26 protein-coding genes are annotated in these 26,818 nt (G+C 62.7%); 20 read left to right on the top strand and 6 right to left on the bottom strand.

Annotation, left to right across the window (positions count from 1 at the left end):
• Together CR103_RS20160 and CR103_RS20155 are read left to right on the top strand one after the other, a co-directional pair.
• On the top strand, positions 1-569 hold a 569-nt coding region (locus CR103_RS20160; RefSeq protein ID WP_099917705.1), incomplete at its 5' end, for an MOSC domain-containing protein.
• Between the two features lie 98 nt (positions 570-667).
• Positions 668-1,801: a GGDEF domain-containing protein gene (locus CR103_RS20155; protein WP_099917704.1), complete on the top strand. Its 1,134-nt coding sequence runs from the start codon at positions 668-670 to the stop codon at positions 1,799-1,801.
• 6 nt (positions 1,802-1,807) lie between these two features.
• Here the strand turns inward: CR103_RS20155 and CR103_RS20150 are convergent, their stop codons facing one another.
• A complete protein-coding gene (locus tag CR103_RS20150) occupies positions 1,808-3,793 on the bottom strand; it encodes a monovalent cation:proton antiporter family protein (protein WP_099917703.1) in 1,986 nt (661 codons plus the stop codon).
• Between the two features lie 110 nt (positions 3,794-3,903).
• On the opposite strand from CR103_RS20150, the gene CR103_RS20145 reads away from it, so the two are divergent.
• The 8 genes from CR103_RS20145 to CR103_RS20110 all read left to right on the top strand — a co-directional run bounded on the left by CR103_RS20145 (position 3,904) and on the right by CR103_RS20110 (position 10,491).
• Positions 3,904-4,902: a KpsF/GutQ family sugar-phosphate isomerase gene (locus CR103_RS20145; protein WP_099917702.1), complete on the top strand. Its 999-nt coding sequence runs from the start codon at positions 3,904-3,906 to the stop codon at positions 4,900-4,902.
• Complete coding sequence (locus CR103_RS20140) at positions 4,902-5,453, top strand: KdsC family phosphatase (RefSeq protein ID WP_099917701.1); 552 nt, start codon at positions 4,902-4,904, stop codon at positions 5,451-5,453. The genes CR103_RS20145 and CR103_RS20140 overlap by 1 nt, the downstream gene beginning before the upstream one ends.
• 3 nt (positions 5,454-5,456) lie before the next feature.
• Positions 5,457-6,059, top strand: coding sequence for an LPS export ABC transporter periplasmic protein LptC (lptC, locus tag CR103_RS20135; RefSeq protein WP_229443700.1), 603 nt, complete (start codon positions 5,457-5,459; stop codon positions 6,057-6,059).
• 26 nt (positions 6,060-6,085) lie between these two features.
• A complete protein-coding gene (gene lptA, locus CR103_RS20130) occupies positions 6,086-6,646 on the top strand; it encodes a lipopolysaccharide transport periplasmic protein LptA (protein ID WP_099917700.1) in 561 nt (186 codons plus the stop codon).
• Positions 6,646-7,401, top strand: a complete 756-nt coding sequence (gene lptB, locus CR103_RS20125; RefSeq protein ID WP_099917699.1) for an LPS export ABC transporter ATP-binding protein — start codon at positions 6,646-6,648, stop codon at positions 7,399-7,401. Before lptA ends, lptB begins: the two co-directional genes overlap by 1 nt.
• Positions 7,402-7,404: 3 nt before the next feature.
• A complete protein-coding gene (locus CR103_RS20120; protein ID WP_099917698.1) occupies positions 7,405-8,880 on the top strand; it encodes an RNA polymerase factor sigma-54 in 1,476 nt (491 codons plus the stop codon).
• A gap of 71 nt (positions 8,881-8,951) precedes the next feature.
• On the top strand, positions 8,952-9,305 hold the full coding sequence (gene hpf, locus CR103_RS20115) for a ribosome hibernation-promoting factor, HPF/YfiA family (protein ID WP_099917697.1): 354 nt from the start codon (positions 8,952-8,954) through the stop codon (positions 9,303-9,305).
• 103 nt (positions 9,306-9,408) lie between these two features.
• Positions 9,409-10,491, top strand: a complete 1,083-nt coding sequence (locus tag CR103_RS20110) for an enoyl-CoA hydratase/isomerase family protein (protein WP_099917696.1) — start codon at positions 9,409-9,411, stop codon at positions 10,489-10,491.
• 6 nt (positions 10,492-10,497) lie between these two features.
• Here the strand turns inward: CR103_RS20110 and rapZ are convergent, their stop codons facing one another.
• From rapZ to ilvA, 5 genes are all read right to left on the bottom strand, one after another.
• Positions 10,498-11,376, bottom strand: a complete 879-nt coding sequence (rapZ, locus tag CR103_RS20105; RefSeq protein WP_099917695.1) for an RNase adapter RapZ — start codon at positions 11,374-11,376, stop codon at positions 10,498-10,500.
• A 73-nt stretch (positions 11,377-11,449) separates the two neighbouring features.
• Positions 11,450-12,385 (bottom strand): HPr(Ser) kinase/phosphatase, encoded by a 936-nt coding sequence (gene hprK / locus CR103_RS20100; protein ID WP_099917694.1) that lies wholly within the window; start codon positions 12,383-12,385, stop codon positions 11,450-11,452.
• A 52-nt stretch (positions 12,386-12,437) separates the two neighbouring features.
• The gene (locus CR103_RS20095; RefSeq protein ID WP_099917693.1) at positions 12,438-12,920 is read right to left on the bottom strand and encodes a PTS sugar transporter subunit IIA; all 483 of its coding nucleotides are present in this window, start codon (positions 12,918-12,920) and stop codon (positions 12,438-12,440) included.
• A 199-nt stretch (positions 12,921-13,119) separates the two neighbouring features.
• A complete protein-coding gene (gene queF, locus CR103_RS20090) occupies positions 13,120-13,950 on the bottom strand; it encodes an NADPH-dependent 7-cyano-7-deazaguanine reductase QueF (protein WP_099917692.1) in 831 nt (276 codons plus the stop codon).
• Between the two features lie 122 nt (positions 13,951-14,072).
• The gene (gene ilvA, locus CR103_RS20085; protein WP_099917691.1) at positions 14,073-15,608 is read right to left on the bottom strand and encodes a threonine ammonia-lyase, biosynthetic; all 1,536 of its coding nucleotides are present in this window, start codon (positions 15,606-15,608) and stop codon (positions 14,073-14,075) included.
• Between the two features lie 227 nt (positions 15,609-15,835).
• Between ilvA and CR103_RS20080 the strand changes: the two genes are divergently transcribed.
• The 10 genes from CR103_RS20080 to CR103_RS20035 all read left to right on the top strand — a co-directional run.
• Positions 15,836-16,327, top strand: coding sequence for a YqaA family protein (locus CR103_RS20080; protein WP_099917690.1), 492 nt, complete (start codon positions 15,836-15,838; stop codon positions 16,325-16,327).
• A gap of 203 nt (positions 16,328-16,530) precedes the next feature.
• A complete protein-coding gene (locus CR103_RS20075; RefSeq protein WP_099917689.1) occupies positions 16,531-20,562 on the top strand; it encodes a DUF3683 domain-containing protein in 4,032 nt (1,343 codons plus the stop codon).
• The gene (locus tag CR103_RS20070) at positions 20,559-20,987 is read left to right on the top strand and encodes an HIT family protein (RefSeq protein WP_099917688.1); all 429 of its coding nucleotides are present in this window, start codon (positions 20,559-20,561) and stop codon (positions 20,985-20,987) included. Before CR103_RS20075 ends, CR103_RS20070 begins: the two co-directional genes overlap by 4 nt.
• Complete coding sequence (locus CR103_RS20065; RefSeq protein ID WP_180279472.1) at positions 20,984-21,424, top strand: gamma-butyrobetaine hydroxylase family protein; 441 nt, start codon at positions 20,984-20,986, stop codon at positions 21,422-21,424. The genes CR103_RS20070 and CR103_RS20065 overlap by 4 nt, the downstream gene beginning before the upstream one ends.
• Before the next feature lie 80 nt (positions 21,425-21,504).
• Entirely contained in the window at positions 21,505-22,239 is a 735-nt protein-coding gene (gene ubiE, locus CR103_RS20060) for a bifunctional demethylmenaquinone methyltransferase/2-methoxy-6-polyprenyl-1,4-benzoquinol methylase UbiE (protein ID WP_099917687.1), read from the top strand.
• Between the two features lie 10 nt (positions 22,240-22,249).
• Positions 22,250-23,194, top strand: a complete 945-nt coding sequence (locus CR103_RS20055; RefSeq protein WP_099917707.1) for a Tim44 domain-containing protein — start codon at positions 22,250-22,252, stop codon at positions 23,192-23,194.
• A 171-nt stretch (positions 23,195-23,365) separates the two neighbouring features.
• Entirely contained in the window at positions 23,366-24,031 is a 666-nt protein-coding gene (locus tag CR103_RS20050) for a ubiquinone biosynthesis accessory factor UbiJ (protein ID WP_229443698.1), read from the top strand.
• Positions 24,031-25,599, top strand: a complete 1,569-nt coding sequence (ubiB, locus tag CR103_RS20045) for a ubiquinone biosynthesis regulatory protein kinase UbiB (RefSeq protein ID WP_099917686.1) — start codon at positions 24,031-24,033, stop codon at positions 25,597-25,599. Before CR103_RS20050 ends, ubiB begins: the two co-directional genes overlap by 1 nt.
• Before the next feature lie 44 nt (positions 25,600-25,643).
• Positions 25,644-26,240, top strand: a complete 597-nt coding sequence (locus CR103_RS20040; protein WP_099917685.1) for a methyltransferase — start codon at positions 25,644-25,646, stop codon at positions 26,238-26,240.
• A 295-nt stretch (positions 26,241-26,535) separates the two neighbouring features.
• A partial coding sequence (locus CR103_RS20035) for an FmdB family zinc ribbon protein (RefSeq protein ID WP_180279471.1) occupies positions 26,536-26,818 on the top strand: 283 nt, incomplete at its 3' end.

Below are 26,818 nucleotides of genomic sequence, written 5' to 3'. Positions count from 1 at the left end.
GCGAGGTCGGCCTGTGGGACGACCGCGTGCTGGCGGACGACTGCGGCGAGGCCGCCGCTGCCTGGTTCTCCTGCGTGCTCGGCGCGCGCTGCCGGCTGATGCGTTTCGGCGCGGCGGCCGTGCGCGCAACCGGCGGCAGCTGGACCGGCGGCGTGCCGCAGCCGACCCGGTTCGCCGACGGCTATCCGCTACTCGTGATCGGCGCCGCCTCGCTCGAAGACCTCAACGACAAGCTGCGTTCTTGCGGCCGCCCCGCGCTGCCAATGGACCGTTTCCGGCCCAATCTGGTGATCGAGGGCCTTAGCGCCTTCGAGGAGGATTACGTCGACACCTTCGCGCTTGGCGCCGCGCGCATCAAACCGGTCAAGCCGTGTCCGCGCTGCCCGATTCCACGAATCGACCAGGCCACCGGGGTGCCGGGGCTTGACCCGCTCGACATCCTGCAGGCTTACCGCCGCAAGCCGCAACTCGATGATGCTGTCTGCTTCGGCATGAACTGCATCGCGCAAGCGGGCGCCGGCGAGCGGCTGTTTGTCGGCCAGGACGTCGTGGCGACGCTGGCATTTTGACAAGCAACTATGTGCAACATCGGAAAGATCGCGTAAGGTGACAGCAGTTGCAAACATTGCGGGAATTTCCGCGCCAAACCGATCGAGTCAGGAGCGTTATGTCTGAGCAGGGCGCCTCGCCGCGTGAACTTGAAGCCGAAAACGAGTCCCTGCGCGCGCGTATGGCTTACCTGCTCGAGCAGGCCGAACGCAATCATGACATCATGTGCCGGCACCAGGCGTTCGACCTGGAGATCGTCGGCGCCGCCACCTTCCCCGAGCTGATCGACACGATTTTCCGCACGCTGCCGGCGATCTCCGACCTCGATATCGCCACCTTGTGTCTGGTCGATCCGGACGCCGACATCCACGGCGTGATGGTCAAGCTGGGCGTCGACTTCGACGATTTTCCGCAATTGGTGTTCGTCGCCAGCGACAGCGCGTTCGGCTTCGTGCCCTCGCGCCGGGCGCTGTTGACGGCGCCGTCCAAGCCGCTGCTCGGGCCGTACGTGCCGACCTTGCACCAGGCGATGTTCCCGCAGCCGCCGGCCGGGCTGCAAAGCATCGCGCTGGTGCCGCTGCTGCGCAACAAGCGCATCATCGGCAGCCTCAATCTGGGCAGCGTCAATGCGAGCCGCTTTACGCCGGCGCTGGGGACCGACTTCATCGAACACATGGCCTCGATCATTGCGATCTGCCTGGAAAACGTCATCAGCAACGAGATGCTCAAGTATATCGGCCTGACCGATTCGCTGACCGGCGTCTACAACCGGCGCTACATCGACCGCCGGCTGCTGGAGGAAATCGGGCGGGCGCGGCGCCAGGCCTATCGGATCTCTTGCATGTACATCGACATCGATCATTTCAAGGCCGTCAACGACAATTTCGGACACCCGGGCGGCGACGAAGTGCTGCGCGAGGTCGCATCGCGCATCAAGGCCGAACTGCGCCTGTCGGACGCGCTGGGGCGCTTCGGCGGCGAAGAATTCGTCGTCCTGCTCATCGATGCCGACCTGGAGAGCGCGACGATCGTCGCCCAGCGCATCCGCGCCAGCATCGACGGCGCGCCGTTCGAACTGTCGAGCGGCGAGCGCTTGCCCGTCTCGGTGTCGATCGGCGTCGCCACTTTGGATGACTTCGAGCGCGACCATGCCATCGAAGGCGTCGCCCAGCAGCTCGTCGCCCAGGCCGACAACGCGCTGTATCAGGCCAAGGAAAACGGCCGCAACCGGGTGGTCAGCTTCGACGAGTGATCGCCGCTATTGCAGCAGCCGTCCCTCGGCGCGGGTGACGGCGTCGGCCGAGCCGCGCAGCACCACCACGTCGCCGGCCGTCAACAGCGTGTGCGCCGTGACGTCGAGCCGCTGCTTGCCGCGCCGGATGGTCGTCACTTCGGCGCCGACCTCGCCCAGTTCGAGCTGGTCGATGCGCTTGCCGACCGCGCCGGCGTCGTCGCGCAAAATCACCGAGTGCAGCCGTACGTACAGGTGCTCGGGATCGTCGGCGGCGTCGCTGGCGCCGTGGAAGTAGCCGCGCAGCGAGGCGTAGCGTTCGTCGCGCGCGCTCTGCACCCGGTGCACCACGCGCCGCAGCGGCACCCCCATCATCACCAGCGCGTGCGAAGCGAGCATCAGGCTGCCCTCCAGCGCTTCCGGCACCACTTCGGCGGCGCCGGCTTGCCTGAGCAGGTCGAGGTCGGTATCGTCATAGCTGCGCACGATCACCGGCAAGGCCGGCGCCATCTCGTGCACCAGGCCAAGCACCTTCAGCGCCGACTGCGTGTCGGCATAGGTGATCACCAGCGCGCTGGCGCGATAGATGCCGGCAGCGACCAGGCTTTCGCGCCGCGCCGCGTCGCCGTAGGCGACGTTGGCGCCGGCCGCCTGCGCTTCCTGCACCCGCTCGGGATCGAGGTCGAGCGCCTGGTAGGCCACCTTCTCCTCGCTGAGCAGGGTCGCCAGGCTTTGCCCGCTGCGCCCGAAGCCGGCCACGATCACGTGCTTTTGCAGCGCCATCGTGCGGCTGGCAAGTTGGGTCAGCTGCAACGACTGCATCATCCACTCGTTGGTGGCGACCTTCATGACGATCTGGTCGGACTTGGCGATAATGAGTGGCGCCGCCAGCATCGACAGCACCATCGACGCCAGCACCAGCTGGATGATGAACGGGTCGATCAATGCCGCGCCGGCGGTCAGGTTCAGCAGCACGAAGCCGAATTCGCCTGCTTGCGCCAGCGCCAGGCCAGTGCGCATGGCGACGCCGTCGGACGATCCGAACAGCTTGGCCAGCAGCGCGATCAGTGCGAACTTGAGCAGCACCGGGCCTACCAGGAGGATCAGCACGATGGGCCAGTGCTCGATCACCAGGGCGACGTTGAGCAGCATGCCGACGGTGATGAAAAACAGCCCGAGCAGCACGTCGCGAAACGGCTTGATGTCTTCTTCCACCTGGTGCTTGTACTGGGTCTCGGAAACGAGCATGCCGGCGACAAAGGCGCCCAGCGCCATCGACAGGCCGGCTTTTTCCGTGATCCACGCTGCCCCCAGGGTGATCATGAGCAGGTTCAGCATGAACAGTTCCTGCGAACGGCGCTTGACCACCAGCGTGAACCACTTGCGCATCAGCTTCTGGCCGAAAAACAGCAGCAGCACCAGTACGACGACCGCCTTCAGGCCGGCCCAGGCCAGCGTCGGCACCAGCTGCTCCGGGTTCTTGCCGAGCGCGGGGATCAGGATCAGCAGCGGCACCACCGCCAGGTCCTGGAACAGCAAAATGCCGATGATCTTGCGCCCGTGCGGGCTTTCCAGTTCGAGCCGCTCGGTCAGCATCTTCGAGACGATCGCGGTCGACGACATCGCCAGCGCGCCGCCCAGCGCGAAGGCGCCCTGCCAGCTGATACGCACGAAAGCGGGAAGCTGGGTCGCGATCAGCCAGCCGAACAGCATGGTGGCAACAATGGTGAGCAGCACCTGCGCCATGCCGAGGCCAAACACGACGCGCCGCATCGCCATGAGCTGCGACAGCGAAAACTCCAGGCCGATCGAAAACATCAGGAACACCACGCCGAATTCGGCCAGCGCGTGGGTGGTGGCGTCGTTTTCGGCCAGCCCCAGCGCATGCGGCCCGATCAGGATGCCGACGGCCAGGTAGCCGAGCATCGGCGGCAGGTGCAGCATGCGGAAAGCGACCACTCCCAGCACGGCGCTGCCCAATAACAGCAAAGTAAGTTCTAGTCCTGAAAGCATGGGCGGCGATCTGCCATAACGGCGAAAATGTGGTCTACTATGTCTGGCAAGTTTTTTGCTTTCTCAATTCGTTTATACTTCCGACAATGAGTGTAACCCATGAAAAAACAATGTTGAAAGCTTTTGACGAAAACCTGACCCGGCGTTCCATGCTGCTTGCGCGCGAAACGCTCGAAATCGAGGCCGACGCCATCCGCGCGCTGCACGACCGCCTGGCCAGCGACGACAGCGTCGGCCATGCAGTCGGCTTGCTGCTTGCCTGCACTGGCCGCGTGGTGGTATCGGGCATCGGCAAGTCCGGCCACATCGCGCGCAAGATCGCCGCCACGCTGTCCTCGACCGGCACGCCGGCGATGTTCGTGCATCCGGCCGAAGCGGCCCACGGCGACCTGGGCATGGTGACCGCGCAGGACGCCTTCATCGCCATTTCCAATTCCGGCGAGACGGCTGAATTAATGTCGATCCTGCCGATCGTCAAGCGCATGGGCGCGCCGCTGATCGCCATGACCGGCAAGCCCGGTTCGAGCCTGGCGCTGCTGGCCGACGTCCACCTCGACGTCTCGGTGGCCAAGGAAGCCTGTCCGCTGAACCTGGCGCCGACCGCCAGCACCACCGTCACGCTGGCGCTGGGGGATGCATTGGCCGTGGCATTGCTGGACGCGCGCGGCTTCAAGGAAGAAGATTTTGCTCGCTCGCATCCGGGCGGCGCGCTGGGACGGCGCCTGCTGACGCACGTGTTCGACGTCATGCGCAGCGGCGAGGCGGTGCCGAAGGTCGGCGCCGACGCCACCCTGGCGCAAGCGCTGCTCGAAATCACCCGCAAGGGCATGGGCATGACCGCCATCGTCGATCTCGAAGGCCGCCCGGTCGGCGTGTTCACTGACGGCGACCTGCGGCGCCTGATCGAGCAGGTGCGGGACTTCACCAAGGTCGTCATCCGCGACGTCATGCACGCCGATCCGCGCCGCATCCAGCCGGACCGGCTGGCGGTCGACGCGGTCGCCGTCATGGAGCAATTCCGTATCAACCAGATGCTGGTGGTCGATGGCGACGACAAGCTGGTGGGCGCGCTCCACATCCACGACCTGACGCGCGCGAAGGTGATCTGATGACTGAGGGCTTAAAAGCAAATGCGCAGCTTGGGTACCTGCGCCGCGCCGCCGCCGTCAGGCTGCTGATCCTCGACGTCGACGGCGTGCTGACCGACGGCAGCCTGACCTATGGCGCCGACGGCGAAGTGACCAAGACGTTCAATGTGCTCGACGGCCTGGGCATCGAACTGCTGCAAAAGACCGGCGTCGCGGTGGCCATCATCAGCGCGCGCAAGTCGCCGGTGGTGGTGCGGCGCGCGGCCGACCTGAAAATTAAACACGTCTACCAGGGCACCCACGACAAGCGGATCGCCTTTGCCGACCTGTTGGCAAGCACCAGCGCCAGCGCGGAACAATGCGGCTACATCGGCGACGACGTCATCGACCTGCCGCTGCTGCGCCAGGTCGGTTTCGCCGTGACGGTGCCTGGCGGGCACCTCGAGGTGCGGTCCCACGCGCATTACGTCACCGAAAACAGCGGCGGGCGTGGCGCGGTGCGCGAGGTGTGCGACATGATTATGCGGGCGCAGGGCAATTACGATGCGGCGCTGGCGCCGTATTTTGCGTAGACCATGAAGTTTGCAATCCACAGGCGGAGCGCGCACCGCTGGCGCTCGGGAGTCGTCCTGATCGCCGGCGCGGTGGTTGCGCTGGCCAGCTTCTGGCTGGTCCAGGTGATCAACCGCGGCGATTTTGCGCGCGGCGTCGATGTGCCCAAGACGGAGCCCGACTACATTGTCGAAAATTTCAGCTTCGTACGCATGACGCCCGAAGGCAAGCCGCGCTACATCGTTTCGGGCGACAAGCTGACCCACCGGCCGGAAGGCGACATTTCCGACGTCGACAAGCCGGTGGTGCAAAACCTGTCGCCGGTGCAGCAGCCGATGACGATGAATGCCGAGCGCGGGCGCGTCGACCATACCAACAACGTGGTGGACCTGATGGGACGGGTCGACATCGAGCGCGCCGCTTCGCCGACCGCAAAACGCATGACGATCAAGACCGAACAACTGACCGTGTTCCCGGATGAGGACAGGATGACCTCAAGCCAGGCAGTGGTCATGACGCTGGGTGATACCAGCATCAGCGGTGTCGGCATGCAAGCCGATAACGCCGCCCAAACAGTGCATTTTTCAAAGAGCGGACAGATTGTATTTCCGCCAAAGCCGCGCTAGTCGCGTTGGCACAACAGGGATAAAAAATGAACAGAATCGTAATTGGCGCAGCGCTGGCTCTGCTGGCGGCGATGGCCTCGGCGGAGCGGGCCGACGCCAGCAAAAACGCCATCATCAACGCCGTCTCGATCGATGCCGATCAGGTCACGCTGACGCGCATCCTGACCGGTAACGTGACGGTCGAACGCGGCACCATGCTGCTTACTTCCGACAAGGCGGTCGTCAAGGAGACGCCCGAGGGCTACATGATGGTGACCTTGACCGGCGCGCCAGGCAAGTTGGCGACGTTCCGCCAGAAACGCGACGGTGGCGACCTGTGGATCGATGGCCAGGCGCAGCGTATCGAATATGACGACAAAAGCCAGATCGTGAAGCTGTTCGGCACAGCCAGGGTCAAGCAGCTCGAAGGCGCCAAGGTTACCGAAGCACTGGACGCGGAATTCGTCTCCTACGACAGCCGGACCGAGCGGCTGGTCTCGCGCAATGACATCAGCGGCGAAAACAAGGTTGGCAAGGCACGCAGCACGCTGATCATCGCGCCGCATCGGTCGGCGGCTCCCGCGGCGCCGGCGGCAGGAAAACCATAATGGAAGCAAAAAACGGCGGCAGCATGCTGATCGTACGCGGCCTGCAAAAAAGTTATGGCAAGCGCCTGGTGGTGCGCGACGTCTCGCTGCAGGTCGCCTGCGGCGAGGTAGTCGGCCTGCTCGGGCCCAACGGCGCCGGCAAGACCACCTCGTTCTACATGATCGTCGGCCTGGTGCCATCCGACGCCGGCTCGATCGACATCAACGGCGTCGACATCTCCAGCCTGCCGATCCACCGGCGCGCCGCGCTCGGCCTGTCCTACCTGCCGCAGGAGGCTTCGGTGTTTCGCAAGCTGACGGTGGAGGACAACATCCGCGCCGTGCTGGAACTGCAGAGGATCGACGGCCGTGCGCTGACAAAGGACCAGATCAACGAGCGCCTCGACACGTTGCTGGCCGACCTGCAGATCGAAAAACTGCGCGAGAACCAGGCGCTGTCGCTGTCGGGCGGTGAGCGGCGCAGGGTCGAGATCGCGCGCGCGCTGGCGACCAATCCGCGCTTCGTGCTGCTCGATGAGCCGTTTGCCGGGGTCGACCCGATCGCCGTCATCGAGATCCAGCGCATCGTGCGCTTTTTGAAAGAGCGCGGCATCGGCGTGCTCATTACCGACCATAACGTGCGCGAAACGCTCGGTATCTGCGACCGCGCCTATATTATCAATCAGGGCGCGGTGCTCGCTTCGGGCCGGCCCGACGACATCATCGCCGACGAATCGGTCCGGCGCGTTTATCTGGGCGAACACTTCCGAATGTAGGCCATGAAACAGTCACTGCAACTACGGACTTCGCAACACCTTGCGCTCACGCCGCAACTCCAGCAATCGATCCGCTTGCTGCAGTTGTCCACGCTCGAGCTGCACCAGGAACTCGAACAGCTGTTGTCCGACAATCCGCTGCTCGAGCGGCTCGACGATCCGCTCGACAATTCGGTGCGTCTGCTGGCCGATGGCGCCATTGGCAGCAGCACCGCGCAGGGCGAGGCGGCGCCCGAGCCGGGGGCGCAGGAAGCGCCGCCGGCCGAGGCGCCGGCCGCCGAGGGCGGCGAGGGCGACAGCGCGGCGCCTGAAAGCGGCGGCAATGACGACGACTGGGGCGAGGCGGCGCGCAACAAGAACAGCGACGACGAGGATTCGCGCCCACAGCTCGAGGCCGGCGCGATCAGCCTGCGCGACCACTTGATGGAGCAGATGCGGCTCGCCGTGCTCGAGCCGCGCGACCGTGCGCTGGTCGAACTGATGATCGACGCGCTCGACGACAATGGCTACCTCACCGAGTCGCTCGACGACATCCTCGCGCGCCTGCCGCCCGAACTCGAACTCGATTTCGACGAACTGAAAACCGCTTTGTCGCTGCTGCAAAGTTTTGATCCGGTCGGCGTCGGTGCGCGCAGCGCGGCCGAATGCCTGGCGCTGCAGATCCGCGCCATGCCGGGTGTGCCGATGGTAACGCGGCGCCTGGCGCTGCAGATCGTTTCCAACCACCTGGCCTGGTTTGCCCAGCGCGAATTCAACAAGCTGAAAAAAGCCTTCGATTGCGACGATGAAGACCTGCGCGAAGCGCAGTGCGTGATCCGCCAGTGCAATCCGCATCCGGGCGCCGCGTTCGCTGCCGGGTCGTCCGATTACGTGGTGCCGGACGTGATCGTGCGCAAGTCCAAGAACGGCTGGATGGTAACGCTCAACAACGACGTCATGCCGCGCCTGCGCGTCAACAGCATGTACGCCAACCTGCTCAAGCAGGGCAAGGGCGAGGGCCAGATGGGCGCCCAGTTGCAGGAAGCGAAGTGGCTGATCAAGAACATGCGCCAGCGCTTCGACACGATCCTGCGCGTGGCGCAGGCGATTGTTGAGCGTCAACGCAATTTTTTCTCGCACGGCGCCGTTGCCATGCGTCCCCTTGTGTTGCGCGAAATAGCTGATACACTAGGTTTACACGAGAGCACTATTTCACGTGTTACGACCCAGAAGTACATGCTGACGCCGCATGGTATGTATGAGCTGAAGTATTTTTTTGGAAGCCATGTCGCCACCGAAGCAGGAGGAGAAGCATCCTCGACGGCGATACGGGCACTGATCGTGCAATTGACAGGAGCTGAAGACCCCAAAAACCCTTTATCAGACAGTAAGATCGCAGACATGTTGGGTGAACAGGGAATGGTCATCGCGCGGCGCACGGTCGCCAAGTACCGCGAGGCGCTCAAGATACCGCCAGTCACCTTGCGAAAAAGTTTGTAGATCAATATTTACGACGTTCCTCTGCGCTTATGAACGCATGAACAGGAAGCGCAATCATCAAAGGAGTGTGTATGAATCTCACAATCAGTGGACATCATCTTGAAGTGACCCCAGCCATCCGTGAATACGTACAGAGCAAACTGGAGCGAGTGAAGCGACATTTCGATCAAGTGATCGACATCGCCGTGATCCTCACCGTCGACAATCTCACTGAAAAAGAAAAAAGGCAAAAGGCCGAAATCAATGTGCGCCTGCCGGGCAAAACCGTCAATGTAGCCAGCCTGTCGCACGACCTGTATGCAGCCATCGATTCCCTGATCGACAAGCTCGACCGCCAGGTCGTGAAATACAAATCCCAAGTGCAGGACCATAATCATCAGGCCATCAAGCACCTGCTTGAAGCCGATACTCCCGCCCCCGCGTAGGCCGGCATAGCCATTACCCATCGAGGGCGCCCATGGCGCCCTTTTTGTTGGGTGCGCTATCGTGGTGCGCTAAAATACCTTTTTTAATTCTGGCCACCAACCCATGACCGACTTCGTCAAGACCACGCTTGCCAACCGCACCGGCATCATCACCCTCGACCGTCCGCGCACGCTCAATTCGCTGTCGCTTGACATGATCCGGGCGCTGACCGACGTGCTGCTGGCCTGGCGCGACGACGCCGGCATCGACGCCGTCGTGCTGCGCAGCAGCACCGACAAAGCCTTGTGCGCTGGCGGCGACATCCGATATTTTTACGACGTCGGCACCTTGCCCACCACCGGCGGCAGCGCCTCGCTGGAAGATTTTTTCACCGAAGAATACCGCCTCAATTACCTGATCCACTTTTATCCGAAGCCGTACGTCGCGCTGATGGACGGCGTGGTGATGGGCGGCGGGCTCGGCATCTCGGAAGCCGGCCCCGACACCGGCCTGCGCGTGGTGACCGACGGTACCAAGATGGCGATGCCGGAAGTGAACATCGGCTTGTTTCCCGACGTCGGCGGCAGTTATTTTCTGGCGCGCGCGCCGGGCAAGCTGGGTTACTATCTCGGCCTCACGGGCCTGAACATCCGCGCCGCCGACGCGCTCTATGCGGGCCTGGCCGACACCTTCGTGCCGCAGGCGCAGATGGCGGCGCTGACAGCGCTGATCGAGACCACGCCGGGCGCCCGGTTGCGCGCGGCGATCACGCAATTCGCAGCGCCCTTCGCCGGCGATGCGGGGCCGGCCACGTTACTCACCGAGCGCGCATCGATCGACCGCCATTTTGGCGCATCGAGCGTCGAAGCGATCATCGCTTCGCTGGCGCTTGATCCGGGCGAGTTTGCCCAGAAGGCGCTGGCGGCGATGAAGAAACGCTCACCGCTGCTGCTGCGGGTGACGTTCGAGCTGTTGCAACGCGGCGCGACGATGGACCTGGCCGACTGCCTGCGCCTCGAGCGCATCCTGGTGCGGCGCAATTTCGAGCATGGTGAAGTCCTCGAAGGCATTCGCGCGCTGGTGATCGACAAGGACAACCTGCCGAAGTGGAATCCGCCGACCCTGGCGCAGGTGACGGACGCCATGGTGGCGCAGTTTTTCGCCTCGCCGTGGCCTGTCCGCGCGCACCCGCTGCGCGACCTTTAAATACCTTTAATCGCGTTCGCGGCGCGCCTGTTCGCGGTGCCGCAGCACCACCCGTTCGGTCGGGCTGAAGTAGGCCGCCAGGCGTTCGGCCATGTAGACCGAACGATGCTGCCCGCCGGTGCAGCCGAGGGCGACGGTGAGGTAGCTGCGATTATCGGTCTTGAACGATGGCAGCCACTTTTCGATGAACGCGCGTATGTCCTCGAGCAGCTCCACCGCGTGCGGCTGGGCGTCGAGAAAATCGATGACCGGCCCGTCCATGCCGGTCAGCGGGCGCAAGGTGACGTCGTAATAAGGATTCGGCAGGGCCCGCACGTCGAACACGAAATCGGCGTCGAGCGGCACGCCGAGTTTAAACGCGAACGATTCGAAAAACAGCGTCAGCGGCGCGCGTTCGATCTCGATCACTTCCTTGATCCATGCGCGCAGCTTGTTGGCCGACAGGCCGGAAGTGTCGATCACCAGCCCGAGCTGCTCGATCGCCGACAGCCGCTCGCGCTCTTCCTGGATGCATTCGATCAAGGTGCGGCGCGAGGACGGATTTTCGTCGGGACGCAACTGGTGCGACAGCGGATGGCTGCGCCGCGTTTCCGAGAAACGTGCCACCAGCGAATGCGTGTTCGAGGTCAGGAACATGACCTTGATGTCGTGGCCTTGCGCTTTGAGCATGCGCGTGGTGGCCGGCAGGCCGACCAGCGATTCGGCGCTGCGCGCGTCAACCGCGACCGCCAGGCACTTGGTGCCTTCTTCGCTGACGGTGCGTACCAGGTCGGGCAGCAGGGCCGGCGGCAGGTTGTCGACGCAATAGTAGCCGGCGTCTTCAAGGACGTTGAGGGCGACGGACTTGCCGGAGCCGGAAATACCAGTGATCAAAACAATGCGCATGGCTTGATGATACCGCAACATGCGCAGGTTGGGTGGAGTGGGGGTTTTGCGGGATAGTGCCGCCGAGTCTTCTTTAGTCGCCGCTCATGGCCTGACGTTGGCGCTCCATGAACTCTTGCAAGGTATCGATTCCCCTCAACTGCAAGATGGTGTTGCGCACGGCGGCCTCGAGCAGCACCGCAATGTTGCGCCCTGCCGCCACCGGGATCACCGCTTTGCGCACCGGCAGCCCGAGCACGTCTTCGGTGGGGAACAGGAACGGCAGGCGCTCGACTTCTTCCTCGAGCGCGCTGCGGCGCACCAGGTGGACGATCAATTTGAGGCGCATCTTGCGGCGCACCGCGGTTTCGCCGAAAATCGCCTTGATGTCGAGCAGGCCAAGCCCGCGCACTTCGAGCAGGTTTTGCAGCAGCGCCGGGCAGCGTCCTTCGATCATGTTCGGCGCGATGCGTGAAAACTCGACCGCGTCGTCGGCCACCAGGCCATGGCTGCGCGAAATCAGCTCCAGGCCGAGCTCGCTCTTGCCGAGGCCCGAATCGCCCGTGATCAGCACGCCCACGCCCAGCACGTCCATGAACACGCCATGCATGATGATGCGCTGCGCCAGCTTTTTCGACAAATACACGCGCAGGTAGTCGATCACCTGCGCCGCCGGCAAGGGCGTGGAAAACAGCGGGATATTCTGTTCGTCGCAAATGGCGAGGATGTCGGGCGGGGTTTCGAGGCCTTGCGCGATGATCAGCGCCGGCGGCCCGCCGGCGATCAGTTCGCCGATGACGTGGCTGCGCGAACTCGATCTCAGGCGGTGGTAATACGTCAGTTCCTGGTGCCCGAAGACCTGGATGCGGCCGGGGTGGATCAGGTTCAAGTGGCCGACCTGGTCGGCGGCGGAAGCGACGTCGCCCGAGATGAGTCGTTCGCCGCCGGGGAAGCCGGCAAACCAGCCGAGCTGGAGGCTTTCGCGGTTATCGTCATACAGCCGTTGAATCGTCAGCGGTGTTTGCAGCATTGAACAGGTCTTCTGGAAGGTGAGGGCGGCTTGGCGCCCGGCACCGAGAAGTTTAACCCATGGCTTGCAGGCTTGGTTGCCAATTGATGATGCGCGAATGCACCGATTTCGGTTCCGGATCGGTCGCCAGCGCGGTGCGGAAAGCGTCATCGGAAAACATTTCGGCGATCTCGGACAGGATCTCGAGGTGCTGCTGGGTGACGTGGTCGGGAATGAGCAGGAAAAACAGCAGGTTGACGGGCAAGCCGTCGGGCGACTCGAACGGGATTGGTTCGGCCAGCCGCACGAAGGCGGCCAGCGGCGACTTGAGGCTCTTGCTGCCCTTGATGCGGCCGTGCGGCACGGCGACGCCATGGCCCAGCCCGGTTGAGCCGAGTCGCTCGCGCGCGAACAGGTTGTCCGACACTGTCGAACGGGCAATGCCGCAATTGTTCTCGAAAATCAAGCCCGCCTGCTCAAAGGCCCGCTTTTTGCTGGAAACTTCCAGGTCTAGCAATACGTTCTCGAGAGATAAGATTTTGCTCAGGTTTGTCATAACACGGATCAATGGTGCGACGCACAAAGGTGCTTGCGAGCCAGAATTATAGGCCTGTTTTTGCGCCTTGTGATTCGAATTCTCATACTGCAGGCTTGACCTTGCCGTCCGCATCCATATTTAACGCTATACCAAGGTGGTCAAGGCGTCAACGGTCGCGCAGGGAAGCGTTGTGTATTATCAAACAATTATCAACCGTCTATTGACGGGCATTGCGCACGTTGGGCGGGCGGGCGCTGGTGAAGTTGGTGCGCCAGGGATTGATGTCGAGCCCGCCGCGGCGGGTGTAGCGGGCGTAGACCGCCAGCTTTTGCGGTGTACACTGGCGCAGGATGTCGACGAAGATGCGTTCAACACATTGCTCGTGGAATTCGTTGTGTTCGCGAAATCCGATCAGGTAGCGCAGCAGGCCTTCCTGGTCGATCTGCGGGCCGACATAATGAATCTGTACGCTGGCCCAGTCCGGCTGGCCGGTGACCAGGCAATTTGACTTGAGCAAATGCGACACCAGCTTTTCCTCGACCGGCGCCGCGTCGACGCTGGCCGACAGCAGCGCCGGCGATGGCGTGTACAGGTCGACGTCGAGGTCGAGGCGGTCCAGCAGCAGGCCGTCGAGCTCGCCCATCTTGAGCGTGGAGAAATTTTGCTGCAAGGTCAGCGCGACCTGCACCGGCGCGCCGAAGCCGTTCGACAAGTCTTCGCGCAGCAGCGACAGCAACGCCTCGTCGTTGGCCAGGCGGGTCTGGTTGAACGAATTGAGGTACAGCTTGAACGACTTCGACTCGATGATGTTGGGCGAATCGGCCGGCGCCATGATGGTCGCGATCGCCACCTGCGGCTTGCCGCGCATGTTCAGCCACGATAATTCGTAAGCGTTCCAGATATCGACGCCGAAAAACGGCAGCGTGTTGGTCAGTTGCAGCTCGTCGCGCTTGCCCTGGCGCGGGATCGGGAACAGCAGCTCCGGCGCGTATTGGGTTTGGTAGGCGGAGGTTTTCCCCAGTGGGGATTGGTCAGCGGTGGTTGTCATCGATTATTTCAAAAAAGCGGTCGATGGAGCAGACCCACGTTGTTTCGTTGGAGGTCTACCCCGGGGTGTAAAGTCAGCGTCCGCGAACCGGGGACCAGGCGTCCCCGTCAGACCCCTCGCGCTTATCCCAAAAACAGCTTGTACACCGGGTTCGCGCTTTCATCCCAGTGCCGGTAGCCGATCGTGGTGAGAAACAGGCGGAACTCGTCCATCTCGCCGGGCGGCACCTGCAGGCCAACCAGGATGCGGCCGACGTCGCCGCCCTGGTTGCGGTAATGAAACAGCGAAATATTCCAGTTCGGCGCCATGCTGTCGAGGAAGCGCATCAGCGCGCCCGGCCGCTCGGGGAATTCGAAACGATACAGCAGCTCGTCTTGCGCCAGCGCGCTCTTGCCGCCGACCAGGTGACGGATGTGCAGTTTGGCCAGCTCGTCGTGCGTCAGGTCGAGCGTTTTGAAGTCGAGCTGTTCGAACGAGCGCGCCAGCACGCCGGACTCGCCGCGGTTTGCAATCTGGATGCCGACGAACACATGCGCTTCGCGCTCGTCGCTGACGCGGTAGTTAAATTCAGTCACATTGCGCGGGCCGATCAACTGGCAAAAGCGCTTGAAGCTGCCGCGCTGCTCGGGAATCGTCACGGCGAACACCGCTTCGCGCGATTCGCCCAGCTCGGCGCGCTCGGCAACGAAGCGCAAGCGGTCGAAGTTCATGTTGGCGCCGCAGGCGACGGCGACCAAACTCTCGTTGCGCACCGGATTTTTGGTCAACGCGGAACGCTCGACGTACGCCTTGGCGCCGGCGATCGCCAGCGCCCCGGCCGGCTCGAGAATGCTGCGGGTATCCTGGAACACGTCCTTGATCGCCGCGCAGATGGCGTCGGTGTCGACGATGATGATCTCGTCGACCACCTCCTTGGCGATGCGAAACGTTTCTTCGCCGACCAGGCGCACCGCGGTGCCGTCGGAGAACAGGCCGACATCTAACAGGGTGACGCGATGGCCCGCCTTCAGGCTGCGCGCCATCGCATCCGAATCGAGCGTTTGCACGCCGATGATCTTGATGTCCGGGCGAATCTGCTTGACGTAGGCGCCGATACCGGCGATCAGCCCGCCGCCGCCGACGGCGACGAAAATCGCGTGGATCGGGCCGGAATGCTGGCGCAGGATTTCCATGCCGATGGTGCCCTGACCGGCGATCACGTCCGGGTCGTCGAACGGGTGCACGAACGTGAGCTTCTGCTCTTGTTCCAGCGTGAGGGCGTGGTTGTAGGCGTCGGTGTACGAGTCGCCATGCAGCACGATCTCGACGTGCGGCCCGCCGCGCTCCTTGACAGCGTCGATTTTTACTGGCGGCGTGGTGGTCGGCATCACCACCAGCGCGCGGCAGCCGAGCCGGGCGGCCGACAAGGCCACGCCTTGCGCATGGTTGCCGGCCGAAGCGCAGATCACGCCGCGCTTGAGTTGGGCCGGCGACAGGTTCGCCATCTTGTTGTAGGCGCCACGCAGCTTGAAGCTGAACACGCTTTGCATGTCTTCGCGCTTGAAATAGATGCGGTTGTCGAAGCGGCGCGACAGGTCGGGCGCCAGCTCGAGCGGCGTTTCGGTGGCGACGTCATAGACACGCGAAGTAAGAATTTTCTTGAGGTAGTCGATGGTCATAGTCTGCAGGCAATATATTCTGGGCCGAAGATTCGGAATTTTCTTGACGATTGCGGGACTGATTTCATCGGCGTGTAACCGAAGCGTGCAGTACGATGTCACAGTCCGGGTGGCGGACTCGGCGAATCGTTTCGAGGCATGGGGTTTCCTTCATTATAATGGACGACTCGCGCTACCTTCAAAGTCCAGGCTCTAATCCTTAGTTCTATGATCGCGTCCCTGATTGAATGATCGAATCCCTCGTTATCTGGCTGCTCAAGCTCATTGCCGCCCCGGCAGTCGGGCTGACCTCGGTCTTCTTCATCAGTTTTATCTCCGCCACCCTGGTGCCGCTGGGCTCCGAGCCGGCCGTGTTTGCCGTCGTCAAGGCCAACGAGGCCTTGTTCTGGCCAGCGATCCTGGTCGGTACCCTCGGCAACACGCTCGGCGGCGCCTTCGACTATTTTTTGGGCTACCGCGCCAAGGTCGCTTTTGCCAGGGAGCGCCAGACGCGCTGGTTCACCTGGCTGGCCCGTTACGGCCCGAAAACCATGCTGCTGTCGTGGGTGCCGGGCATCGGCGACCCGCTGTGCACGATGGCCGGCTGGCTGCACATGCCATTCTGGCCTAGCGTCGCTTACATGGCGATCGGCAAATTTGGCCGCTACGTCAGCATGACAGCGCTGTTGCTGTATGTGCCTGACAGCTTTTGGACGCAATTAGGCCAGCTGGTCGCTTAACTTGGCGAAATCGCAGCTTTTCAAATTTACAAGTACAAGTACCTGCTGAAATAAGCGCTTTGTTTGGTAATTTCCCGCCAGACTGAACTTTCAGCGGCGGGGCGGAGTGGCTCCCTATTGCGGAACAAGGGCGGTGGCGGCGTGGTGCAGCGCAATAAGCTAAAATGGTTCCTCCCTGGGTCAGCCAAGACAGTCGCCAATCAATGAACGCCCCCGTACAACTCCACGCCCTGCTGTCCGAAACGCCGAACGGCCCCACCCCGACGCGGCTACGCGAAATTCCGTACAACTACACCTCATTTTCCGACCGCGAAATCGTCATCCGCCTGCTTGGCGAATCGTCGTGGAAGCTGCTCGACGAATTGCGCGGCGCGCGCCAGACCGGTCGGTCGGCGCGCATGCTGTACGAAGTGCTGGGCGATATCTGGGTGGTGCGGCGCAACCCCTACCTGCAAGACGACATGCTGGACAACCCGAAGCGGCGCCAGGAGCTGATCGACGCGCTGCATCACCGGCTTGCCGAAGTCGACAAGCGCCGCTTGGCCATGGACGGCATCGATGCAAAGGACGGTCGCGGCCTTGATGCCGCGCGCGCGCGCAGTGTCAATGTCGAACTGCTGCTGGCGGCCGCACGCAAGGCGGTCGACAATTTCGGCCTTGAATTTCGCGCCACTTACGACCTGCGCAAGAAAGCGACCCGCGTGCTGGGCCGCTACACCGACAAGCACAACATCCGCTTCGACGGCATCAAGCGCGTCTCGCACGTGACCGACGCCACCGACTGGCGCGTCGAATATCCGTTCGTCGTGCTGACCCCCGACACCGAGGACGAGATGGCGGGCCTGGTCAAGGGCTGCATCGAACTTGGGCTGACCATCATTCCGCGCGGCGGCGGCACCGGCTACACCGGCGGCGCCATTCCCTTGACGCCGATGTCGGCCGTCATCAACACCGAAAAACTGATCGACCTGGGCAACGTCGAGATGACGATGCTGCCAGGTCTCGGGCGTGAATACGCGACCATTTATTCGGGCGCCGGCGTCGTCACCAAGCGCGTCTCGGACGCCGCCGACAAGGCCGGCTTCGTGTTCGCGGTCGACCCGACGTCGGCCGAAGCGTCCTGCATCGGCGGCAACATCGCCATGAACGCCGGCGGCAAGAAGGCGGTGCTGTGGGGCACCGCGCTCGACAACCTGGCTTCCTGGAAGATGGTCGACCCGAACGGCGACTGGCTCGACGTCACCCGCATCGGGCATAACCTGGGCAAGATTCATGACGCGCCGACGGCGACGTTCAAGTTGGAGTGGACCCACCCGAACGTGCGCGGTGAAGCGAAAGACGCGCCGTTCAAGACCGAGATGCTGACCATCGAAGGACGCAAGTTCAGGAAAGAAGGCCTCGGCAAGGACGTTACCGACAAATTTCTCTCGGGCCTGCCCGGCATCCAGAAAGAAGGCTGCGACGGCTTGATCACGTCGGCGCGCTGGATTTTGCACCGCATGCCGAAGTACGCGCGCACCGTCTGCCTCGAGTTTTTCGGCCAGGCGCGCGACGCCATTCCGTCGATCGTCGAAATCAAGGATTACCTCGACGCCCTGCCGGCCAAGGGCGGTGCCCAGTTTGCCACCGTGCGCCTGGCCGGCCTCGAACACCTCGATGAACGCTACCTGCGCGCGGTCGGCTACGCCACCAAGTCGAAACGGGCGGTACTGCCGAAGATGGCGCTGTTTGGCGACATCGTCGGCGACGACGAAAACGCGGTGGCGCAAGCGGCATCCGAAGTGGTACGCATCGCCAATACCCGTGTCGGCGAAGGGTTTGTCGCCGTCAGCGCGGAAGCGCGCAAAAAATTCTGGCTCGACCGCGCCCGCACCGCCGCCATCGCCCGCCATACCAACGCCTTTAAAATCAACGAAGACGTCGTCATTCCCCTGAACCGGATGGGCGAATACACCGACGGCATCGAGCGCATCAACATCGAGCTGTCGATCAAAAACAAGCTGCAGCTGGTCGAACAACTGCGCGCGTTTTTCGCCGCCGGCAACCTGCAGGTCGGCAAAAGCGACGACGCCAGCGGCGAGTCGATCGCTGCGAGCGAAATGCTGGGCGACCGGGTGCAGCAGGCCGACGACATCCTGGCCGAAGCCCAAATGCGCTGGCGCGCCTTGCTGGCCGGGCTCGACCTGCCGCTAGCTGGCGCCACCGAAAATTTATACCGGCTCGGCCTGCAGCACCTCGATACCGCGTTCGAAGAGCGCTTGGGCGAGCAGCCCGACGCCACCGTGTTCGACGTGGTGCAGGACCGCACCGTGCGCATCTCGTGGAAGCGCGAGATCCGCGCCCAGCTGCGCCAGGTCTTCAGCGGCGCCGCTTTTAAACTGATCCTCGACGAACTGACGGCGATCCACGCGAAAGTGCTGCGCTCGCGCGTATTCGTCGCGCTGCACATGCACGCCGGCGACGGCAACGTGCACACCAACCTGCCGGTCAATTCGGACGATTACGCCATGCTGCAGGACGCCCACCAGGCGGTCGGGCGCATCATGAAGCTGGCCCGTTCGCTCGACGGCGTCATCTCGGGCGAACACGGTATCGGCATCACCAAGCTCGAATTTCTCACCGAAGACGAAATCTCGGAATTTCGCGACTACAAGATGCGCATTGACCCGGAAGGGCGCTTCAACAAGGGCAAGCTGCTAAACCTGCCGGAATTCGGCGCCGACCTGCGCAACGCCTACACGCCGTCGTTCGGGCTGATGGGCCACGAGTCGCTGATCATGCAGCAAAGCGATATCGGAGAAATTGCCAACAGCATCAAGGACTGCTTGCGCTGCGGCAAGTGTAAGCCTGTATGCACCACCCACGTGCCGCGCGCCAACCTGCTGTACTCGCCGCGCGACAAGATCCTTGCCACCTCGGCGCTGATCGAAGCCTTCCTGTACGAAGAGCAGACCCGGCGCGGCGTCTCGATCAAGCACTGGGAAGAGTTCGAAGACGTCGCCGACCATTGCACCGTGTGCCATAAGTGCGTCACGCCGTGCCCGGTCAACATCGATTTCGGCGACGTCTCGATGAACATGCGCAACCTGCTGCGCAAGATGGACAAGAAAAGTTTTAAACCGGTCAACGCGGCGGCGATGTTTTTTCTGAATGCCACTGACCCGACCACCATCAACGCCACCCGCATGCTGATGACCGGGATCGGCTTCAAGGCCCAACGCTTTGGCAACACGCTGTTGAAAAAATTCGCCAAGAAGCAAGCCAAGGCGCCGCCGCCGACCACCGGCAAACCGCCCGTGCGCGAGCAGGTGATCCATTTTATTAACAAGAAGATGCCGGGCAACCTGCCGAAGAAGACGGCGCGCGCGCTGCTCGACATCGAGGACGACAAGATCATCCCGATCATCCGCAATCCGAAGTTGACCAACGCCGATACCGAGGCGGTGTTCTACTTCCCCGGTTGCGGCTCGGAGCGCCTGTTTTCGCAGGTGGGCCTGGCAACCCAGGCGATGCTGTGGGAAGTCGGCGTGCAAACCGTGCTGCCGCCGGGCTACCTGTGCTGCGGCTATCCGCAGCGCGGCGCCGGCCAGTACGACAAGGCCGACAAGATGATGACGGACAACCGCGTGCTGTTCCACCGCATGGCCAACACGCTCAACTACCTCGACATCAAGACGGTACTGGTGTCGTGCGGCACCTGCTACGACCAGCTGGCAACCTACGAGTTCGACAAGATTTTCCCGGGCTGCCGCATCATGGACATCCATGAATATCTGCTGGAGAAGGGCGTCAAGCTCGAAGGCGTCAACGGCACCCGTTATATGTACCACGAGCCCTGCCACAATCCGATGAAGTTGCAGGATTCGGTCAAGACCGTCAACGCGCTGGTGTCGACCGTCGACAACGTAAAAATCGAGAAGAACGACCGCTGCTGCGGCGAGTCCGGCACCTTCGGCATTTCGCGTCCCGACATCGCGACCCAGGTGCGCTTCCGCAAGGAAGGCGAGATGGAGAAGGGCGCCGCCAAACTGCGCGAAGACGGCTTTACGGGCGAAGTCAAGATCCTCACCAGCTGCCCATCGTGCCTGCAAGGATTGTCCCGCTACAACGACGATGCAGGCACCACGGCCGACTATATCGTGATCGAAATCGCCCGGCACCTGCTGGGCGAGAACTGGCTGCCGGAATATGTGGCGCGCGCTAACAACGGCGGGATCGAACGGGTACTGGTATGAATCCCGTGGCGTGCGAACTGTGCGCCTTAACAATCGAACCTGTCTACCGCGACGCGCGGCTGGCGGTGATCCTGGTCGACGACCCTGCGTATCCGGGTTTCTGCCGGGTCATCTGGCACGCCCACGTCAAGGAGATGAGCGATTTGGCGCCTGCCGACCGGCTGGTCTTGAACCAGGCGGTATGGCACGTCGAAGTGGCGCTGCGTGCGGTGATGGACCCCGGTAAAATCAATGTCGCCAGCCTCGGCAACGTGGTGCCGCATCTGCACTGGCACGTGATTCCCCGTTACGCCGACGACGCACATTTCCCCAACCCGATCTGGGGCGACAAATTGCGCCAGACCGAAGCATCAGTGCTCGCCGCGCGCCGCGCCCTGTTACCGAATTTAAGGGCGGAAATCGTCCGCCGGATGAAAATACAATGACCAAGTCCTTAACTATCAACCCGATCCCCACCGAACTGGCGGTGCGCCAGAAGTCCGGCGTGCTCGACATGACGTTCGACGACGGCGCCGTGTTCTCGCTGCCGTTTGAATACCTGCGCGTGTATTCGCCGTCGGCCGAAGTGCGCGGCCACGGCGCCGGGCAGGAAGTGCTGCAACTTGGCAAGCGCAACGTCGGCATCAGCGCGCTCGAGCCGGTCGGCAACTACGCCGTCCAGCCGACCTTTACCGACGGCCACGACACGGGCTTGTATACCTTCGACTACCTGTACCAGCTCGGCAGCGAGCAGGCCGCGCTGTGGCAGGATTATTTGCAGCGCCTGGCTAACGCCGGTTTTGTTGGCGACAGCGGGCGCGAGCCAGGCGCCGCCATCGCCGGCGCGCCGACCAAGGCGCCCAGCTGCGGCCACAAGCACTAACACCAGACATCAAGGGCGTCCCATGCGCCCGCGCTCAGTTGGCGCTTGTATAATACGAGCAATTCAACCGGCGGTACACGATGACCAACACCACCCATTTCGGCTATAAAACTGTCTCCGAGGACGAGAAGGTCCACCAGGTCGCCAAGGTTTTTCACTCGGTGGCAAGCAAGTACGACGTCATGAACGACCTGATGTCGGGCGGCCTGCACCGCCTCTGGAAGACTTTTACGATCGCCAAGGCTGGCGTACGCCCTGGCTTCAAAGTGCTCGACATCGCCGGCGGCACCGGCGACCTGTCGAAGGCGTTCGCCCGGCAGGCCGGTCCCAGCGGCGAAGTCTGGCTCACTGACATCAACGAATCGATGCTGCGCGTGGGGCGCGACCGCCTATTGAATAACGGGCTTGTTACCCCAACATTACTCTGTGATGCAGAAAAACTACCGTTTCCGGACAATTATTTTGACCGGGTCAGCGTCGCTTTTGGTTTGCGCAACATGACCCACAAGGACCAGGCGCTGGCGGAAATGCGCCGCGTGTTAAAACCCGGCGGCAAACTGCTGGTGCTCGAATTTTCCAAAGTGGCAGCGCCGCTGCAAAAGCCGTACGATGTGTATTCTTTTTCCGTACTGCCATGGCTGGGCCAGAAAATTGCCGGCGATGCTGAAAGTTATCGTTACCTTGCAGAATCGATTCGCATGCATCCGGACCAGGAAACGCTGAAAACCATGATGCAGGACGCCGGCCTGGAAAGGGTCGACTATTACAACCTCACGGCAGGTGTGGCCGCTCTCCACACTGGAATCAAACTTTAGGATGACTACCATGAAAAAATTCTTGGCCACCATGATGATCGCCGCGACCGCCATGTCGATGATCGCCGAAGCGACCGCCCGTCCGATGGGGGGCAAACGCTCGATCGGCCGCCAGTCGCCCGCGGTCTCCCAACAGCAGGCCGCACCGGCACCGATGCAACGCCCGGCGGCCGCTCCTGCCGCAGCCACTGCCGCGGCGCCCGCTGCGCTCGCGCCGAAGCCGGCTTCGCGCTGGAAAGGCATGCTCGGCGGCGCACTGCTGGGCCTCGGCCTGGGCGCGATGTTGTCGCACTTCGGTCTGGGCGGCGCGATGGCGAGCATGATCAGCTCGATCCTGATGATCGCCCTGCTGGCCTTGGCCGGGTTGTTCATCTACCGCATGTTCCGCCGCAAGGATACGCCGGCCAATGAGGGATTGAAATCCTACGCGACGCCGGCGCCTGCCGGCTACACGCCGGACATCGGCTCAGGCATGAAGCCGGCCGCGTTCGAGCCGATGCAACAGCCTGGATCGAGCATGAATTATTCGCCGGCAGTGTCCGCAACAGCCGCACCAGTTGCACCAGTTGCACCGTGGGGCGTGCCGGCCGACTTCGACAGCGCCGTTTTCCTGCGCCACGCCAAGTCGTCCTTCATCCGCATGCAAGCGGCCTGGGACAAGGCCGATACCGACGACCTGCGCGAATTCACCACGCCGGAAATTTACGCCGAGCTGAAGATGCAGATCCAGGAACGCGGCGCCAATGCCGATTTTACCGACGTCGTCACGATCGACGGCGAACTGCTCGGTATCGAGACCATCGGCAACGAATATCTGGCCAGCGTGAAGTTCACCGGCATGATCAAGCCGGCGCCGAACGCCGCCGCCGAGCCGTTCGCCGAAGTGTGGAACATGTCCAAGCCGGTGTCGGGCAGCACTGGCTGGGTGCTGGCCGGTATCCAGCAGCTGTCGTAATTACTTGGCTTAATTATTCGCTGTAATAATTTGCCCATAAAACTTACCAAGGTGCCCGGTTTGCACCCGGCGAACTGGTAAGATCGAAGCCGCCCGCTCAAACCGGGCGGTTTTGTTTTTTTAACGCGCGTAACCTCCATGCCCATGCCCATGTCCATGCCGAGCCCCTCCATGCCGAACAATCGCCTTGCCGTGCCCGCCGTTGCGGCGATCAACCATTTGCTGGCGCAGGAAGCGTGGGCGCGCGATGTGCTCGTGCTGCACGCCGGCAAGGTCGCATTCATCGACGCCGGCAGCCCAGTGCTGGCGGTGCGCATGCAGGTCACGCGTGACGGCATGCTGGCCGCGGCCGAGCCCGGCCAGCCGGCCAACGTGACGATCCGCATGAAGCTGTCCGACCTGCCGCTCATCGCGCAGAACCGCGACCGCGCGTTTTCCTACGTGACCATCGAAGGCGACGCCGAGTTCGCCAACACGATTTCGCAGCTGAGCAAGACCTTGCGCTGGGAAGCCGAGCATGACCTCGAAAAGCTGACGGGGCCGATCGTCGCCCGCCGCATCGTCGAAGGCGCCCGCGACGTTGCCGAGCAAGCCCGCTCGACCCAGCGCAAGCTGAGCGAGAACCTGGTCGAATACTTCCTCGACGAGCAACCGGTACTGGTCCGCCCAGCCATGCTGGAAGCGTTGACAAGCGACGTCTGCCGCTTGCGCGACGACGTCGAGCGCGCCGCCAAACGCATCGCCAGGCTGGAACAAGGCCTGCTCGCGCGCGGCGCCGGCGTGAAAACTGCCCCCGCTCAGGCGGGCAATAACCCTGGAAACCCGGTGGATCATTGATGATATTGAATTTCCTGCGCCTCCTCAAAATCTTGCGGGTTGCCACTAAGTACGGCCTCGACGAAATCGCCATTTCCGGCCTGAAAGTGCCGCGCACCGCCAAGCTGATTAATACAATCATTTTCTGGCGCGACATTTCCGCCCCGCGTGGCAAGCGCCTGCGCATGGCGCTTGAAGAACTGGGCCCGATCTTCGTCAAGTTCGGCCAAGTGTTGTCGACCCGCCGCGACCTGATGCCGCCCGACATCGCCGACGAGCTGGCGCGGCTGCAGGACCGGGTGCCGCCGTTCGATTCGGACCTGGCCATCGCGCAGATCACCCGCTCGCTCGGCTCCCATCCGGAGCAGTTGTTCGCCAGTTTCGAGCGCGACCCGGTGGCGTCCGCCTCGATTGCCCAGGTCCACTTCGCGGTGCTCAAAAACGGCAAGGAAGTCGCCGTCAAGGTACTGCGCCCCGGCATGAAGAAGTCGATCGACGAGGACGTCGCGCTAATGCACGTCGCCGCCGGCCTGACCGAACGCTGGTGGGCCGACAGCAAGCGCCTGAAGCCGCGCGAGGTCATCGCCGAATTCGACAAATACCTGCACGACGAGCTCGACCTGATGCGCGAAGCGGCCAACGCCAGCCAGCTGCGGCGCAACTTTGCCAATTCGAATCTGTTGATGGTGCCCGAGATGTACTGGGACTTTTGTTCCAGCAGCGTCATTGTGATGGAACGCATGCACGGCATCCCGGTGTCGCAGATCGAGCGCCTGGCCGCCGAAGGCGTCGACCTGAAAAAACTGTCGAGCGACGGCGTTGAGATTTTCTTTACGCAAGTGTTTCGCGACGGCTTTTTTCATGCCGACATGCACCCGGGGAACATCCTCGTTTCGATCGCGCCGGCAACCTTCGGCCGCTATATCGCGCTCGACTTCGGCATCGTCGGCACCCTCAACGATTTCGACAAAGATTATTTGTCGCAAAATTTCCTCGCCTTTTTCCAGCGCGATTACAAGCGCGTGGCCGAGGCTCACATCGAATCGGGCTGGGCGCCGCCCGACACGCGCGTTGACGAACTTGAGTCGGCCGTGCGCGCCTGCTGCGAGCCGATTTTCGACCGCCCGTTGAAAGATATTTCGTTCGGCCAGATCCTGCTGCGCCTGTTCCAGACCTCGCGCCGCTTCAACGTCGAAGTCCAGCCGCAACTGGTGCTGCTGCAAAAGACGCTGCTCAATATCGAAGGGCTGGGGCGCCAGCTCGACCCTAACCTCGACCTGTGGAAGACCGCCAAGCCGTACCTGGAGCGCTGGATGGGCGAACAGATCGGCATCAAGGGCATGTTCGAGCGCCTGAAGGCCGAGGCGCCGCGCTACGGTCACATCCTGCCGCAGCTGCCACGCCTGGTCCACCGCGCGCTGGAAAACGCCCAGCGGCCGCACGGCGCCGACACCGAACTGCTCAAGCTGCTGGTGGCCGAGCAGCGCCGCACCAACCGGATGCTCGGTTTCTTCGTGTATTTTGCCGTTGCGCTGGGGGTCGGCCTGGGCGCCTTCCAGCTCTTCCTGCGGTTTCAACCGGTGCTATAAGTAAATATAAGCAACCATAAGCAACTATAAACAACTACGTTCACATGGCACAATTTGCCTCCCGCGATCCTTCTACGCCGCGTTTCTGGGACGAGCGCTTCGAGCGCGGCTTTACGCCGTGGGATCGCGGCGGCGTGCCGCAGGCATTGCGCGATTTTGTCGCCGGCTCGGCGACGCCTCTGGCGACCTTGATCCCCGGTTGCGGCGCCGCCTACGAGTTGGCGTTTTTGTCAGAGCAGGGCTGGGACGCGGTTGCGATCGATTTTTCCCCGGCCGCGGTCGCCAAGGCGAAAGCCGGGCTGGGCCAGTGGGCCGACAACGTGGTGCAGGCTGATTTTTTCGGCTACCAGCCGGCCAGCCAGCTTGACCTGGTCTACGAACGCGCCTTCCTGTGCGCCTTGCCAAAAACCATGTGGCCGCGCGTGGCGGCGCGCTGGGCCGACCTGCTGGCGCCCGGTGGTCTGCTGGCGGGCTTCTTTTTTTTCGATGATGAAGCGAAAGGGCCGCCGTTCGGCATCGCGCGCGAGGCGCTGGACGTTTTGCTCGATCCGTTCTTCGCGTGCATCGAGGACGCCGCGGTGAGCGACTCGATCGCCGTGTTTGATGGCAAGGAACGCTGGATGGTGTGGCGGCGCCGGTAGGGACGAAAAAAAGCCCGCACAGGCGGGCTCCTTAATGCCATCTTCTTGTATGTCGTGCGGCGATGTTACGCACATCGCGCCGATTTCTGTTTCTTGTCTTGAGGGCTGATATTTAATCATTGAAGTTGATCCTGGGCAAACACTTTTTTACTTGCCCGGACGAAAAACAACACCGGTCGGCCGCGACGCCGGATTGCCGGTCGCACCCGCCGGCGGGCTTTCTCCGATTCCAGTCAAGGCCGGCGATAAAAGCTTTATAATTCAGGGTTTTTTGACGATTTTTGCGGAGTTCTCGATGCCGATTTACGCCTACCGCTGCGACGAATGCGGTTTTGCCAAGGATGTCTTGCAAAAGATGTCCGACCCGGTACTGACAGTGTGCCTGTCGTGCGGCAAGCCAAGTTTTAAGAAGCAAGTTACTGCCGCCGGGTTCCAGCTCAAGGGAACCGGCTGGTACGCCACCGATTTCCGTGGCGGCGCCACGCCGGCCGCCGCTGCCGCCAATGCTGCCCCGGAAGGTGGTGCGCCCGCCACCGGGCCGGCTGCGGCCCCTGCGGCGGCGCCCCCCGCAGCCGCCG

Source organism: Massilia psychrophila, from assembly GCF_002760665.1.
Lineage (GTDB): Bacteria > Pseudomonadota > Gammaproteobacteria > Burkholderiales > Burkholderiaceae_D > JAFCUW01.
The sequence above is the reverse complement of the archived record's forward strand: the minus strand, read 5'-3'. Positions and strand labels throughout refer to the sequence as shown.